This window comes from Defluviitalea raffinosedens (assembly GCF_016908775.1).
In the GTDB taxonomy this organism is placed as follows: Bacteria; Bacillota; Clostridia; order Lachnospirales; family Defluviitaleaceae; genus Defluviitalea; species Defluviitalea raffinosedens.
The window spans coordinates 55,555-70,739 of the sequence record NZ_JAFBEP010000016.1 but is presented as its reverse complement, the minus strand read 5'-3'; the positions used below and the strand labels follow the sequence as shown (position 1 = coordinate 70,739).

The window sequence follows — 15,185 nt, the reverse complement described above, 5'->3', positions numbered from 1 at the left end:
GTTCATCCTGAGCCAGGATCAAACTCTCATGTTATAATCCTTGCTAGTTTTTGCTAGCTTTTTCTATCCTTCAATCAATGGAATTGATTGGGTTTAATTTAGTGTGCTGTTTAGTTTTCAAAGATCGAAATTAATAATGTTTTAATTATTAGAATAGTTGTTTTTGCGACAACGAAATACATTATATCACGCATCACATTGTCTGTCAACAACTTTTTTAATTTAATGGCGGAGAAGGTGGGATTTGAACCCACGCGCCGCTATTAACGACCTACTCCCTTTCCAGGGGAGCCCCTTCAACCACTTGGGTACTTCTCCACAACAAAAAGGTTGACTTTAAAAACAATATGAACGGAGAAGGTGGGATTCGAACCCACGGCCCCTTTCGGAGTCACTGGTTTTCAAGACCAGCTCCTTAAACCACTCGGACACCTCTCCATTATTTAATTACCGCTCTTGCCGAGCGCTTATATAAAATAACACATCTAAAACACAAAGTCAAGACATTTTTATTATTTTTTCTTAATAATTTTATATCACATTTTATCAATATGTATTAAAACACGATATTATAGGCTTTTTCTTAGAATTGCTTCTCCTATTGTCAAATCATCAGGAGTTGTGATTTTTATATTCTGGTAACTTCCTTCTATGATCTTTATAGGATATCCCAATCGTTCTGCCAATGTGGCATCATCTGTTCCCAAAAAGTGCTCCTCTGCCGCTTTTCTATGCGCTTCCATGATAATAGACTTTTGAAACGATTGTGGTGTTTGTACTGCCCATAAACTTTCTCTTCGTGGTGTGCTTTCTACATATCCCTCTTCATTGCAAATTTTAATAGTATCTTTTACTCTTACTCCAAGAACACAAGCTCCATACACCTTGGCCCCTTCAATACTTTTTTCGATCTCTTCTTTTGAAATAAAAGGTCTGGCTCCGTCATGGATGAGAATGATTTCAGCTTTAGGGGAAATATTTTTCAAACCATTATATACGGATTCTTGCCTTTCATTTCCCCCAGCAACAATTTTTATGGGTGTATTAAAGTGATACTTGGATAGAATCTCCTCTTTAAAGTATCCCATTTCTTCTTTTGATGTAACGACTATAATTTCATGAATCAAAAGTGATTGATCAAACTTCTCAATCGTATGTACAATAATAGGCTTGTCTCCTATTTCCAAATACTGCTTACTGATTTGTGCGCCCATCCTCTTGCCTTTTCCTGCGGCAGGTATAATAACTGTAGTATATTTGTTATCCATAGCGATCTCCTTTAAAAAACTCCGAAGAAAAACTCCGGAGTTTTAATTTATTCATCTTTTGCTTTAGTAAAAATCATTCTTCCAGCTGCTGTCTGAAGTACACTTGTGACAAGCACCTTAATGGTTTCGCCAATGTGGCGCTTCCCACCTTCTATGACAATCATAGTTCCGTCGTTTAGATAAGCAATTCCTTGTCCATCCTCTTTACCATCTTTAATTACCGTTACTTCCATGTCTTCTCCCGGAAGCACTACCGGTTTAACTGCATTGGCAAGTTCATTAATATTAAATACGAATACGCCTTGAAAATCAGCTACCTTATTTAAGTTAAAGTCATTGGTAACAACAATGGCATCCAGCTCCTGTGCCATCTTTAACAGCTTGCTGTCAACTTCTGAAATATCTTTGTAATCGATTTCCACAATTTCTACAGGAATCTCCAACTGTTTCTGAATAGCATTCAAAATATCCAAACCTCTTCGTCCTCTGTTTCTTTTAAGCGTATCAGATGAATCCGCTATATGTCTAAGCTCTTCCAAAACAAAAGTAGGTATGAGTATTTTTCCTTCGACAAGCCCAGTCTTTAAAATATCTAAAATTCTTCCGTCAATAATAACACTTGTATCCAAAATCTTAGGTTTTGCTATCTCATGTTCGACAACAGGATTAGTCTCTAATATTTTGAGTTCTTCTTTTTTCCTTTGGGCGATTTGATATCCCAAATATCCAAAAATCAAATTCAAAGTTAGTATGATCAGAGTTCCGATAGGACCATACTGTAATACAGCAATCCCCAGTAAATTAGCTAGAATCAATCCGGCGAAAATTCCACCGACATTAATGATAATTTCTTTCAGGCTCATTTTAGTAAATAATTCTTCCAAGCTTTTCATTTGCTTTAATATTAAGTCAGTAATTATAGATGATACCGTAATATAACATATAATGAGTACTAATAATGCAACACCTAGAGCAAAGATAAAATCAAACTTTTCAGGCACCTGTCCAAAAAAGTCTATTGGTTTTAAATACCCAATATATAAAGTATTACATAAGACATAGGTCAGACTTCCGAGTATAATCGCAATAATGACTCTTAAAATTTTTCCCATGATCTCACCCCCTTTTAATTATAAACATCCATTAATTATTTTAAACAAAATTTGGTAAAAAATAAAGATTTTTTAAAATTAAATTTTTTATACATATCTTTGACCTAATTTTAGACTAGGTACCGCATTTAAATCAAGTCCATGCCGTACCCCTTTAATATATTCATAATAAGCAGCACAGCCAATCATAGCAGCATTATCTGTACATAAAATAGGGGATGGACATTGAAAGAAGATATTTTCCTGGCCACAAGCTTCCTGCATAGCCTTCCTTAGGGCCGTGTTGGCCGAAACCCCTCCTGCCATGGCAATTTTGTCTACGCCTGTTTCTTTTGCTGCTGCCACCGTTTTAGACACCAAAACATCTATGACGGATTGTTGAAAACTTGCAGCGATATCTCTGTCATTGATTTCTTCTCCCATCATTTTGCATCTGTTTAAATGATTAAGAACAGCAGATTTTAAGCCACTAAAACTAAAATCGAACGACCCATCTTCCAAATAAGCTCTTGGGAAATCAATTGCATTCGGATTGCCTTCTTTAGCCAACCGATCAATTTTAGGGCCTCCCGGATAACCGAGACCAATTGCCCTTGCGATTTTGTCATAGGCTTCTCCCGCAGCATCATCTCTTGTCTTACCTAAAATCTCATATTCACCATAATCTTTTACATGAACCAAATGGGTATGACCACCAGAAACAATTAAACACACAAAAGGAGGAGTAAATTCTTTGTTTTCAATATAATTGGCCGATATATGCCCTTCTATATGATGCACCCCTACTAAAGGTTTTTTTACAGCAAAAGCTAAAGCCTTAGCTGCAGATAACCCTACAAGAAGCGCTCCAACCAGACCAGGGCCATAAGTAACCCCGATGGCGTCTATATCTTGCAAGGAAATCTTAGATTGCTCTAAGGCTTCATGAATAACCGGATTAATCTTTTCTACGTGTTTCCTGGAAGCAATCTCCGGAACAACTCCTCCATATTGCTTATGAAGATCTATTTGGGATGAAATGACATTGGACAAAACATCCCTTCCATTTCTGACAACTGATGCAGCCGTTTCATCGCATGAAGTTTCAACTGCTAATATATAAATATCCTCACTGTTTTTCATATTTTCAATTCCTCCGATATCTCAAATTCGTCTATTACTTCCCACCCAAGAATTCTCCATGTCTCGTCTGGCTGTTTTCTCAGATAATATTCCAGATAATGATCGTTTCCTCCATTCATATATTGAATGACCTTCACTTTTGCAATATTAGTATTTTTTCCATCGTATTGTGCGGATTGCTGCTTAATTTGAATTACTTTTAAATTATTCTCCTTATACTCTTCTAATTTTCCCTTGATTTTACTTAATTGAGCTTCAAAAGGATTAATCTCCAGCAACTCATTATCCAGCAAGGTCCTTTGAATAGAAACGAGCTGCTCGATTTGATCATCTTCTGCTTTCCCACCATATAAATAGGAAATAATTCTATTATTCATTATCATGAGCTGATCAGGGTCGTTGAAATAATTTGCTTCCTTACTCATTTCTATGATCTTATCAAATTCCGTTGTTTTTTCTTGCTTAACGGCTTTTTCTTTTGCTCCATAATAGTATGCGCCCACGCAAATCAGGAGAACAATAATTGCAAAGAATTTTTTCACTCTCATTTCCCCCTCCTGTTCAAGTCTCTGGTTATTGTCTCATAAAGTTTCGCCTGATAATAAGGATTAAATTTATTCTCGTAAGTTTCTTCGATAAAGGCAATGGGGACATTTAACAGTTTATTCAGAATCACTTGAGCAAACATACCCAAACTAAGAAGAGGAATTATGAGTACTCTGCTCATTCCTCCCACAACAGGAATGTTTTTTATTAATTCCAATATACCTATCCCTATCCAAAATTTTATATATACATCCTGGGATATGGCCATTCTTTCTAAAATCCACTCTCCAATAACCACGGATAAAGCAGTAATACCCAAGCTGGCAAACAGCAAACCAACTATGATTAATAAAAGTGCAAAAGGAAATCCTACTAAAGATAAAGTAAAAAGCAGTATAAGTGCAATTCCCATTAAATAAATCACTGTTCCTAAATACAGAACATCCTTTGTCTGATTGATTAAGACAATACCCTGTAATAAAACCGTTCTGCCAGAAAGTGATAAAAATAACAGGCTTATGATGACTTGTAAAACAGCTCTAGCCAACTGGATAATAAAATAAGGAATGCCATCCGTGTAATGATAAAACAGTGTTTCATCCCACTGTTTTATAAAAATCCTTAAAGTAGCCATTAAAGGTTCAATAGATCCGTTAACCTGCGCTTTTTGATGATATACTACATTGGATGAAAGGGTTCTGATTTTCCCATTTACTATTCCTGTCTCACCAATATATATTTTCCCACCATAAATATAAATATCTCCATTGACGATTCCGTCAATTGAAATTTCCCCTTCGATTACATACATATTCCCTGAATGAGTACCCGAAATATGTATATCAGAAAACAAAAGAAGAGTATCTCCTTTTGTTTTCTCTTGTAGTTCAATCTGCTTCATGAATTGTAAGCCAGAAAACTGACTTTCTTCATTATAAACAGTAACAGCATAAGAAACGGCTGTGAACATTATGAATAATAAAACGCCATATAAGAATCGGGATTTTCTCATATCTCTACCTTTTTCTTACGGTAAATATAATATTTTATTGAAGCAAGAACAGTTAAAACAGGTACCGCAATCATTTTTACAACTGTAAAAATTTGACCTCCGTCCGATACAAACTCCTGTAGTTTTGTCTTTATGTCATTAATATATTCATTTAACAGATCCATCGTAGGAATCATAGCTTGTGCCCAATCCTTGGTATAAGGGTTCTCAAGCAAAAACTTTAAAACCGGCTGATTGTAAATGCAAAGCAATACGCCTATTCCAAACAGCAAAGAAAATACTCCCCATAGCATCGCAGAAATATTCTCGATAGGCATCGGTTCTTTTAATTTATAGTCTATTTCAATGTCTTTTATTTTTGCCATAACTTCCGATTCAAAACCATCCGGTGCTTTCATTGCCGATTCATCCCTAAGCTCATCCATCACCATTTGATAAGTAAAAAAGCTTTCCCGGCAAGATTCACATTCCGTAATATGAAAATTGAGCTTTTGTGCCTCTTCCATAGTGAGAATTCCATCCATATATTTCATCATCAGCTTATCTGCATGATTACATTCCATATATTCCACCCTCCTTTGAGTTCAAAAGATATTCTTTTAACATTTTTCTAGCCCTAAAGATCCGGTTTTTCACTTTTGACAAGGGTTCGTTAATAACATCTGATATTTCTTGGTAAGATAAGCCTTGCTGATGAAACAATATGATAGGAATCCTATACATATCAGGAAGAGCATTTAAGGCATCCATAACTTCATTGGATTTTTCTTGACGAAGATATGCTTCTTCAGGGCCCCCTTCAGTTGAAGGTTCATAGGGCATTTCCTCCACCGAGATCGTAGACTGTTTTTGTTTTCTTCTTGAATCAATCACTAAATTTGTAGTAATCCTCATAATCCATGTGGAGAATTTATAGGTAGGTTCATACTTGTCTAAATTGCGATAAACTTTAATAAAGACCTCTTGTGCTAAATCGTTCGCTTCTTCAGAATCGTTCGTCATGCGAAGAATAATGGAATAAACCAAATTTTTATAACGCGAGACCAATTCCTCAAACATTTCCTTTTTGCCTTGAAGGCAACATTGAATAATCTCATAATCTTCCATAAATTTCACCGCCGTATTTTAGCTTTGTATACTCTTATACCAGATACGACTTAATATACAGTAAAGTCTGAACTAATAATATTATACCACGATTATGCATCTTTTTCCTCTTTAAAACTTAAATTCTTAATCAATCGATCTTCTCCTAATTTCGTATTAGGAAAAATATCTGTAGCTACACTTAAATAGGCTTTCGGTTCTGACAGGGCAGGGCTAAAATGAGTAAGCCACAGCTCTTCAACTTCTGCTTCTTTTGCTAAATTTGCCGCTTCGGAAAAGGTCATATGTTTATTTTTTTGTGCCTGGGGTTTATCTTCGTCATCCCCATACATGCCTTCACATATAAATAAATCGGATTTATAAACAGCATCTTTAAGTCCTAAAGCAGGACGACTGTCTGTGCAATAAGCTATTTTAATACCTTTTCTTTGATCTCCTGAAACCATATCCGGTGTATAAATGTTGCCATTCCATTCAACTGTTTCTCCCTTTTGAAGCTCTTTCCAGAAACGAACAGGAATATTTAAGGCTGCTGCTTTGTCAGGCATAAACTTTGGACGCCTTGGAAGTTCTACGACATAAGCAAAACAGGAAATAGTGTGTTCAACCGGTACGGCTTTTATGAGAAGGTCCCCTGACGGAACAACCGCCTCTTCCGAGAGCTCTATATATTTAAGTTCAAAAGGCAATTCCGGTGCTATAATCGTTAATCCCTGGACAACTTTTTCCAGCCCTGCAGGTCCTATTAAAGTAATGGGTTCCGTTCTTCCCGAATTTCCAATAGTCAATAACAGCCCGGCAAGCCCTGTAACATGGTCTCCATGATAATGTGTAAAGCAAATGGTGTCTATTGTTTTAAATCCCCATCCTAACATTTTTAAAGTAATTTGGGTTCCTTCACCACAATCAATAAGAATCTTTCTGCCATTATATCGTATGAGTAAAGCTGTAAGCCATCTATTGGGCAGAGGCATCATTCCTCCTGTACCTAAAAGACATACATCTAGCATAAATAATCTCCTTAAAATATATTTTAGAATAATTGTTCATTATAATATTATATCCGAATTGAATATGTTCATTGTATCAAAAAAAAGCCCATGAATAAATACCTCTTGCACTTTTTTGGAATTTATGATATTACATAAGATAATCTTCTAAATGCAAAACTTTTGCATTTAAGTTTAATTGACGAAGGAGATTGTATATTATGAAAAGATTCTTCCTATGTATGATGAGTATAATGATCTTTAGTCTGTCTATATTCACTTTATCCGGCTGTTCAGCACAGAATAAGCCTCCACAAAAGGAATCTTCTGACGCAAATAAAAATTTAGTGACGATCTATACCAGTATATATCCCCTATACGATTTCGCAAAAAAAATCGGGCAGGACAAAGTGGATCTTCACATTATAGTGCCTCCTGGTTCCGAACCCCATGACTGGGAGCCCAGTGCAAAATTAATGGGACAAATGGAGAAAGCAGATCTTCTCATCTATAATGGTCTGGGAATGGAATCATGGGCTGAAAAAGTCATTGGCTCTATTAGTAATCCCAATTTAACAATTATCAATACTTCAGAAAATATAGAACCTTTAACATCAGATAAAGACGGGCATGATCATGAAGATGAACTTAAACTTGAAGATGAAGATGAGCATGATCATGTATATGACCCTCATGTATGGCTTGACCCCATCAATGCCATTACACAGGCAGAAAGTATAAAAAATGCTCTTGTTAAAGTGGACAGCGCAAATAAGGCATTCTATGAAAGTAACTTTGAAGAATTAAAAAATAGCCTTCTGGAATTGGATGAAGAATACCGCAGCGAATTATCCAAGCTTCCCAGAAAAGAAATTGTTGTATCTCACGCTGCCTTTGGTTATATGGCACACCGATATGGACTTAAGCAACTTTCTATATCCGGCCTGTCTCCTCAGGCTGAACCTACACCATCGCAAATGGCAGAGATTTCGGATTTTATCAAGGAACACAATATCCAATACATCTTTTTTGAAACTTTAGCAAGCCCTAAACTGGCAGAAGTTATTGCTAAAGAAACAGGAGCAAAAACCTCCGTTCTGAATGATATATCAAGCTTATCCCAGAAGGATATAGATGAAGGTAAAGACTATATCAGCGTTATGAAGGAAAATTTAAATGCTTTAACAAAAGCTTTAGGAGAATAGTTATGGATACAATACTGGAAATTAAAAATTTATCCTTTGGATACAATGACAAATTAATTCTGGACAATATTAATTTTGAAATCAAAAGCGGGGATTATATTGGCATCGTAGGTCCTAATGGCTCGGGTAAAAGTACTCTTCTTAAAATTGTTCTCGGCTTATTAAAACCTACCAAAGGAAGTATTAAATTATTTGGACAACCTATGGACTCTTTTAAAGATTGGGGAAAAATCGGTTATGTTGCTCAAAAAGCTGCCTCTTTTAACACCAGCTTTCCTGCGACTGTAGAAGAGGTGGTTGCTGCCAATTTATATCCTCAGCTTGGTCTGTTTAAAAGAATCAAAAAATACCATATGGAAAAGGTATACGAAGCTCTTGAACTGGTAGGAATGAAAGAATATAGCAAAAGACTGATCGGAAATCTTTCTGGAGGACAACAGCAAAGAGTATTCATCGCAAGAACCTTGGTAAGCTCTCCCCAAATCATCTTTTTGGATGAACCTACGGTTGGGATCGATATTCAGTCTCAGGACAATTTCTATGAACTATTGAAAAATCTGAATGAAAATATGCATATTACAATCGTAATGATTTCCCATGACATAGGTGTCATTACAGAAAAAGCAAATCGTGTAGCTTGCATGGGAGAAAAGAAATTGATTGTTCATGATATGAATTCGAATGTACCTATTTCAAAAATTCTTTCAGAAGTATATGGTGAAAAAATGAATCTTCTGGATCATCACCATTAAAAATTCCCTTTAACGAAAGGAGTTTTACTGTGCTGGAAATATTATCGTACAGTTTTATGCAGCGTGCTCTTCTTGCCGGGATCATCATTGGCTTTTTATGCCCTCTTATGGGCATATTTATTGTTCTTAGGAGAATGTCTCTTATTGGAGACGGATTATCCCATGTAGCCCTTTCAGGGATCGCCACAGGAATACTTCTTAATATATCTCCTCTGGGAGTTACTCTTGTATTCTCGGTAATTGCCGCCCTGGCCATTGAAAAATTAAGAAAAAGTTATGAAAAATATGCCGAGCTATCCATTTCGATCATTATGTCCTTTGGAATAGGTCTGGCCGTTATATTAATCAGTCTCGCAAAATCCATTAATGTTGACTTATTAGGCTATTTATTCGGAAATATAACAACAGTACTTCCTTCGGATTTATGGATAATCTTAGGCTTAGGTATTCTGGTGATCGTTTCTATTTGGCTTCTTTATAAAGAGTTGTTTTATATGGCATTTGATGAAGAAGCTGCCCTTTTATCGGGTGTCCCTGTTAAAGGAATTAATTTATTTTTTATTGTACTCATTGCCATTACTATAACGCTATCCATGCGTATTGTGGGCATACTTCTTGTGTCTTCCTTAATGGTGCTGCCTGTAGCAGCAAGCCTTCAAATTGCCCACAGCTTTAGACATGCTGCAATTCTTTCTATTATTTTTTCTCAAACTGCAATCATTTTAGGAATTATCATTTCCTACTATTTTGAACTGGCTTCGGGAGGAACCATTGTTTTGCTTGCAGTGCTCATCCTTGTATCTGTTTTGATATTTAAATATCTTAAGAATGCTGCAAGATAGTTATTATATCCCTCTTGTGAAATAAAAGCCTGGATCTTTACTATGGTCTTATTTCATAAAAAAGAAGAATGAACAGTTTTAAACCTGTTCATTCTTCTTTTTTATGCATTCTTTGCAGTATCCGTATAATTCAAAACGGTGGTCCGTTAAAACGAAATCTTCATCCTTGAATTCATCATGAATATCCTGCAACGGACAAAAGTCTATGCTCTGAGATTTTCCGCATTCTTTGCAGATAATATGGTGGTGGTGTTTATCATTGCAAATCAGCTTATATTTAGATGCTTCACCATTCATATTGATTCTATGAATCAAATTGGCATTCTCCAGTATTTCCAGATTGCGATAAATGGTTGAAACATTCGTTTTGGCATATCTTTCTTTGGTTTTTTCATAGATTTCCTCTGCAGACAGAACATGCCCTTTATGATCCATCAAAACATCCAGGATAGCCTTTCGCTGATTCGTTAATTTATATCCCTGACTTTTTAAATTATCTTTTACATCATTCAGATTCATCCTTTGTCACTCCCAATAAAACCGCTATACATCTGTTTCATGAAATGCCTCAAAAAGTCGCAGGCATTCTTGAAACATGAAAGTTTGAACCCTGCAGCTAAGGCAAACATTCTCGTTTTAAAAAAAGAACCTTACAAATACTGTATAACAGATTTGTAAGGATTGCAAGGACAAAAGCTTATATAGAAATCTTAAATGTTTTGATCCATTCTTCATAACAACGCTGGCAAACGTCAAAATCATCTTTCTTGCCATCTTTCTTTGAATCATATCCCCAAACCTTTTCTACATGGAGGAAGTCTTCAAAATGATTATGGCTGTTTTTAGCGATTTTTTCTCCGCAAATGTTGCAGTATACTTCTTCTACGATCTCTTTTTCGATAGATACTTTTTTGTACTTTTTCATGTTTGCCCTCCATCAAATCTTCTAAATACTATAGAAAGCTTATTCTTCGGTAAATCCCTTGAATCTATTATACCCTCCGCATTTTAACATGTATAGAGGTAAAATTTGATTTGATTTGGGGTTTTTGTAATTTACTTTCTTTTTCCTCCAATTTTTTTAGTTTCAGTAAGACTGCCTCGATAAAATCGTTTCAGTTTATTATATACCATTCCATGAATAGTATCATCAGGGTATCTGCCGTTTTCTCCTTTTTGCCCTGCCGGAATACCCGTTAATATTTCTATACCTTCATCAATATGGCGTATTGGATAAATATGAAATTTTCCTTCTTTTACTGCTTCTATAACCTCATCCTTAAGCACTAAATCTTTTACATTCTGATAAGGAATAATAACGCCTTGTTCTCCTGTTAATCCTCTTGCTTTACACAGTTTAAAAAATCCTTCAATCTTATAAGATACGCCGCCTATGGGTTGAATTTCTCCCCTTTGATTAATAGAACCTGTAACGGCAATGCCTTGTTTAATCGGAACTTCAGCAAGACTGGATAAAATAGCATATAATTCCGTACTCGATGCACTGTCACCATCAACACCATAATAGTTTTGCTCAAAACAAATCCTACAGGAAAGAGAAAGAGGAAATTCCTGTGCGTAAGTCTGGCCTAAATAACCGGCCAGAACATGAACACCTTTATTATGAACTTTTCCGCTCATTTCGGCCTCTTTTTCAATATTTATAATGCCCGACTGTCCCATATAAGTTGTAGCAGTGATTTTCGATGGTTTTGCAAATACATAGTCTCCTGTATCTAATACCGCAAGACCATTAATCTGGCCAATCTTTTCTCCATCACAATCAATCATAATGATATTCTCATGCATCATCTCTTCCATTTTTTCTTCATAGAGGTTGGATCGTTTTTCTTTTTCTATAATCGCCTTTTTAACATGTTCTGCCGTGACGATCTCCTTTTGATCAATTTTTGCCCACGTATTTGCTTCACATAAAATCTCAACAATGCTGTTAAATCGGGTGGTCATTTTTTCTTGATTTTCTGCCATCCTGGAAGCATACTCCACAACCTTGGCTACTGCACCGGCATCAAAAGGTGCTGTCTTTTCTCTCTCACAAAAAGAACGTATAAACCTTGCAAGCATTTTAATATTTTGGGAACTGTTCGGCATTTCTGAATCAAAATCTGCACGAATTTTGAATAGCTTTTTGAAATCTTCATCATATTCATATAATAGATTATAGATATAACTGCTGCCTACCATAATAACCTTTACATCTACAGGGATAGGTTCCGGTTTTAAAGAAGAAACAGCAGTAAGACCAATCAATTCTCGCAAACTTTCGATGCTTACTTCTTTTGTCTTCAGAACTCTTTTTATAGCTTCCCAGGACTGGGTATTCGTAAGTACATCCATGGCCTGAAGGATTAAATATCCTCCATTAGCCTGATGAAAGAGCCCAGGCTTTATTTTCGTAAAATCCGTGGTTAAGTTTCCAAATTCATTGTCATATTCTATCTGACCAATTAATTTATTATAAGTAGGATTAAAATCTATGATTACAGGGGCGCCTTTAGTTTCTGTATTGTCAATGAATAGATTGACTTTATATTTTATGGTCACATCTTCAGTATTCCTTCTGATGACATAGGGAAGGATGGAAGCCAGTTGATCTTCCTCTTCACTCTCATTTTCTAAAAATTCCTCTATATTTTCTAGAATATCTTCCTGCACAGCTTCTAAATATTTATTCACTCTGTCGAATTCTTTATACTTTTCTTTTAAAGCACTGATATGATGCCCTACTGCAAAAAGTCCTATCTTGTATTCTAAATCTTCGATCTCCTGCTTTGCTTTCTTTTCCAAGTCTCTTAAACTTTTAAGGATATCTGATACTTCATCCTGAAACTCCTCTGTCACTTTTGTAAATCTTTCTTTGATCTCTTCATTCAAATTCTCATATTCATTTTCATCTATTGCTTCTCCGTTAATAAGGGGAACAAAATATATGCCTGCACTGGTAACCTTTACGCCAAAGCCTAACTCTTTTGCCCTTTCTTTCATCTTTTTAACAATTTCGTCTTTATTCGTCTGATAACGCTTTATAATTTCTGCTTTTTCTTTTTCATATTCTTCTGAATTAAACGCTTTAGGAATTTCTTCAAGTAAAAACTCTATAAGCTCATCCATATCATCTCTAAATTCTTTTCCTAATCCAGGGGGAAAACGAAGTGCTAAAGGATTGCTTGGTTTAGCAAAATTATATACATAACACCAATCATAAGGAACAGGTTCATTCTTAGCAATTTCTCTGACACAGGATGTTGCATAAGTGGTTTTACCAGAGCCGGTTGGGCCTGACATATAAATATTATAGCCCCTCATTTTGATATTTAGTCCGAATTCCATTGCTTTTACCGCTCTTTCCTGACCAATAATTCCTTCCATCGGCTCTAGTTCGTCGGTGGTTCTAAAATCAAAATCTGAGGGGTCGATGAACTTCTTCAAATCTCTATAGGATAATTCGTGAAATTTCTTCATATTTCCACTCCTTTCTCTATATTATTATATTCAATAAAGGGCATTGATTTCCTCTCTTAAATCAAAATGTTTTTAGTAGTATGACAATTTTCTTCCCTATAATAAAACGCCTTCTAAAATTAGAAGACGTTCTATTCTTTAAAATATTTCCACATGATCACCGCATTTTCTCCTGTATCCTGATAATACCCTTTTCTGATTCCTTCATTGACGAAACCAAATTTTTTATATAAATTTTGTGCCTTAATGTTGCTTTCTCTCACTTCCAGAGTAAGTCCTATGAAATGATTTCTTTGCGCCTCTTCAATAATGCCCTGCATTAACAGGGTTCCCACGCCCTGATGCTGAAAATCAGGATGCACTGCTATATTCGTAATATGACCTTCATCGGCGATCTTCCACATTCCCGCATATCCTAATATATTGCCTTTGGATTCTGCCACAATATAATAGGCCAAAGGATTTTCCTTCAATTCTTTTTCAAAGGCGTCCTTAGACCAGGGAATTGTAAAACAGCTTTTTTCAATTTCATAAATTTGGGGAATGTGTTCTTCTTTCATTGAAATAATTTTGATCATAGGTTTCCTCTTGCCTTCTCTTCATATTCTCTTTCTGCCTGGGATTTTCGCAGATAAAAAGGCACAAACTCCATAGAATCCTGAGCTTTTCCTTCTTTAGCCAGAATCATTCCAAGACTTCCAATGGACGATGCCTTCTGCATATTGCAGGATTGTGGTGCAAAATAATATTCCCCATCACCTATTGCTTCTTTTATCTTATCCTTGTATACCGGTACCCCATCTCCTAAAAAAACAAGGGGTTTATTATATTCCTTAGCTCTTTTTACACATTCATCAATTTCAATGGCTAAGTAATCCGACTGTCTTTTTAACAAGCCTTTTTCCCATAAATAAAAAGCTGTATACACTTGATTCCTTCTTGCATCCATAATCGGACAAATTAAATAGTCGGTATATGTAATATTATATGCCAGCCCATCAAGGGTCGGAACTCCTATAATCGGTTTATTAAGGGCATATGCTAACCCCTTTGCAGTAGCAACCCCTATCCTAAGCCCTGTAAAAGAACCAGGCCCGCTGGCTGCAGCAATATAATCCAGGGATTCTAAATCCAGATTCACCATTTTGCAAATGGAATCGATCATCGGCAAAAGGGTTTGAGAATGAGTTTTTTTGTAGTTCATTGTAAGCTCTATTAATAATTGATCATCTTCTATAATAGCTACAGAGGCGACATTGCCTGATGAATCCAATGCTAATATTTTCAATTCAATCATTCCTTTTTATTCGAAATAGTAATTGCTCTATAATTTTCACCTTTGCTTAAATCTTTTTTTATATGAATCCAAACAGCAGAATCCGGGATTAGGTCTTCAATTATATCTGCCCATTCGATTAAGCATACACCGTCACCAAAGAAGTATTCTTCATATCCTATTTCATCCATTTCATCTATATCGGTAATTCTGTATACATCAAAATGATACAAAGGAATTCTTCCTTCATATTCATTCACAACTGTAAAGGTAGGACTTGTAATGGGTTCATAGATGTTTAACCCTTCTGCTAACCCTTTGGCAAAAGCAGTTTTCCCGACTCCTAAGTCTCCTATCAGACAGTAAATGTCTCCCTTTTTACATGAACTGCCCAGCTTAATACCTAATTGCTTGGTTTCTTCTTCAGAATAGCTTTCATAAACCATTATTTCTTTCCTTTCAATATTATAC

At 35.7% G+C, this 15,185-nt stretch carries 17 protein-coding genes and 2 tRNA genes; 3 read left to right on the top strand and 16 right to left on the bottom strand.

Translation table 11 applies throughout. The features are described 5' to 3' along the window. Positions 1-226: 226 nt before the first annotated feature. From JOD07_RS11280 to JOD07_RS11235, 10 genes are all read right to left on the bottom strand, one after another. A tRNA-Ser gene (locus JOD07_RS11280) sits at positions 227-318 on the bottom strand. 34 nt (positions 319-352) lie between these two features. Further along, positions 353-438 (bottom strand) — tRNA-Ser (locus JOD07_RS11275). A 131-nt stretch (positions 439-569) separates the two neighbouring features. Then, entirely contained in the window at positions 570-1,268 is a 699-nt protein-coding gene (ispD, locus tag JOD07_RS11270; RefSeq protein WP_204614023.1) for a 2-C-methyl-D-erythritol 4-phosphate cytidylyltransferase, read from the bottom strand. A 47-nt stretch (positions 1,269-1,315) separates the two neighbouring features. Then, entirely contained in the window at positions 1,316-2,380 is a 1,065-nt protein-coding gene (locus JOD07_RS11265) for a PIN/TRAM domain-containing protein (RefSeq protein WP_207756934.1), read from the bottom strand. A gap of 87 nt (positions 2,381-2,467) precedes the next feature. Further along, positions 2,468-3,502 carry a tRNA (adenosine(37)-N6)-threonylcarbamoyltransferase complex transferase subunit TsaD gene (gene tsaD / locus JOD07_RS11260; RefSeq protein ID WP_158741172.1) on the bottom strand — a complete coding sequence of 345 codons (1,035 nt, stop codon included), beginning with the start codon at positions 3,500-3,502 and terminating at the stop codon, positions 2,468-2,470. After that, positions 3,499-4,050 carry a DUF6715 family protein gene (locus JOD07_RS11255; RefSeq protein WP_158741173.1) on the bottom strand — a complete coding sequence of 184 codons (552 nt, stop codon included), beginning with the start codon at positions 4,048-4,050 and terminating at the stop codon, positions 3,499-3,501. The genes tsaD and JOD07_RS11255 overlap by 4 nt, the downstream gene beginning before the upstream one ends. Then, the gene (locus JOD07_RS11250) at positions 4,047-5,060 is read right to left on the bottom strand and encodes a bactofilin family protein (protein WP_204614022.1); all 1,014 of its coding nucleotides are present in this window, start codon (positions 5,058-5,060) and stop codon (positions 4,047-4,049) included. The genes JOD07_RS11255 and JOD07_RS11250 overlap by 4 nt, the downstream gene beginning before the upstream one ends. Beyond that, positions 5,057-5,623, bottom strand: coding sequence for an anti-sigma factor family protein (locus tag JOD07_RS11245; RefSeq protein WP_158741175.1), 567 nt, complete (start codon positions 5,621-5,623; stop codon positions 5,057-5,059). The genes JOD07_RS11250 and JOD07_RS11245 overlap by 4 nt, the downstream gene beginning before the upstream one ends. After that, complete coding sequence (locus JOD07_RS11240; RefSeq protein WP_158741176.1) at positions 5,613-6,167, bottom strand: RNA polymerase sigma factor; 555 nt, start codon at positions 6,165-6,167, stop codon at positions 5,613-5,615. Before JOD07_RS11240 ends, JOD07_RS11245 begins: the two co-directional genes overlap by 11 nt. Before the next feature lie 92 nt (positions 6,168-6,259). Then, positions 6,260-7,177 carry a ribonuclease Z gene (locus JOD07_RS11235; RefSeq protein WP_158741177.1) on the bottom strand — a complete coding sequence of 306 codons (918 nt, stop codon included), beginning with the start codon at positions 7,175-7,177 and terminating at the stop codon, positions 6,260-6,262. A gap of 200 nt (positions 7,178-7,377) precedes the next feature. Here JOD07_RS11235 and JOD07_RS11230 point away from each other — a divergent pair, with 200 nt between their 5' ends. Genes JOD07_RS11230 through JOD07_RS11220 form a run of 3 tightly spaced genes read left to right on the top strand, consistent with a single transcriptional unit; the run spans position 7,378 to position 9,955 of the window. Continuing rightward, a complete protein-coding gene (locus JOD07_RS11230) occupies positions 7,378-8,361 on the top strand; it encodes a metal ABC transporter substrate-binding protein (protein WP_243429312.1) in 984 nt (327 codons plus the stop codon). A 2-nt stretch (positions 8,362-8,363) separates the two neighbouring features. Continuing rightward, a complete protein-coding gene (locus JOD07_RS11225) occupies positions 8,364-9,113 on the top strand; it encodes a metal ABC transporter ATP-binding protein (RefSeq protein WP_158741179.1) in 750 nt (249 codons plus the stop codon). 29 nt (positions 9,114-9,142) lie between these two features. Further along, positions 9,143-9,955: a metal ABC transporter permease gene (locus tag JOD07_RS11220; protein WP_201800597.1), complete on the top strand. Its 813-nt coding sequence runs from the start codon at positions 9,143-9,145 to the stop codon at positions 9,953-9,955. A 78-nt stretch (positions 9,956-10,033) separates the two neighbouring features. Here the strand turns inward: JOD07_RS11220 and JOD07_RS11215 are convergent, their stop codons facing one another. The 6 genes from JOD07_RS11215 to tsaE form a co-directional block, all read right to left on the bottom strand. Beyond that, entirely contained in the window at positions 10,034-10,474 is a 441-nt protein-coding gene (locus JOD07_RS11215) for a Fur family transcriptional regulator (protein ID WP_158741180.1), read from the bottom strand. Between the two features lie 178 nt (positions 10,475-10,652). Beyond that, on the bottom strand, positions 10,653-10,880 hold the full coding sequence (locus JOD07_RS11210; RefSeq protein WP_158741181.1) for a hypothetical protein: 228 nt from the start codon (positions 10,878-10,880) through the stop codon (positions 10,653-10,655). Positions 10,881-11,011: 131 nt separating this feature from the next. Further along, positions 11,012-13,438 carry a Lon protease family protein gene (locus tag JOD07_RS11205; protein WP_204614021.1) on the bottom strand — a complete coding sequence of 809 codons (2,427 nt, stop codon included), beginning with the start codon at positions 13,436-13,438 and terminating at the stop codon, positions 11,012-11,014. 131 nt (positions 13,439-13,569) lie between these two features. Then, positions 13,570-14,016, bottom strand: coding sequence for a ribosomal protein S18-alanine N-acetyltransferase (gene rimI / locus JOD07_RS11200; protein WP_158741183.1), 447 nt, complete (start codon positions 14,014-14,016; stop codon positions 13,570-13,572). Further along, positions 14,013-14,735: a tRNA (adenosine(37)-N6)-threonylcarbamoyltransferase complex dimerization subunit type 1 TsaB gene (tsaB, locus tag JOD07_RS11195; RefSeq protein ID WP_330576582.1), complete on the bottom strand. Its 723-nt coding sequence runs from the start codon at positions 14,733-14,735 to the stop codon at positions 14,013-14,015. The genes rimI and tsaB overlap by 4 nt, the downstream gene beginning before the upstream one ends. Next, positions 14,732-15,160 (bottom strand): tRNA (adenosine(37)-N6)-threonylcarbamoyltransferase complex ATPase subunit type 1 TsaE, encoded by a 429-nt coding sequence (gene tsaE, locus JOD07_RS11190; protein ID WP_158741184.1) that lies wholly within the window; start codon positions 15,158-15,160, stop codon positions 14,732-14,734. The genes tsaB and tsaE overlap by 4 nt, the downstream gene beginning before the upstream one ends. Between the last annotated feature and the right edge of the window lie 25 nt (positions 15,161-15,185).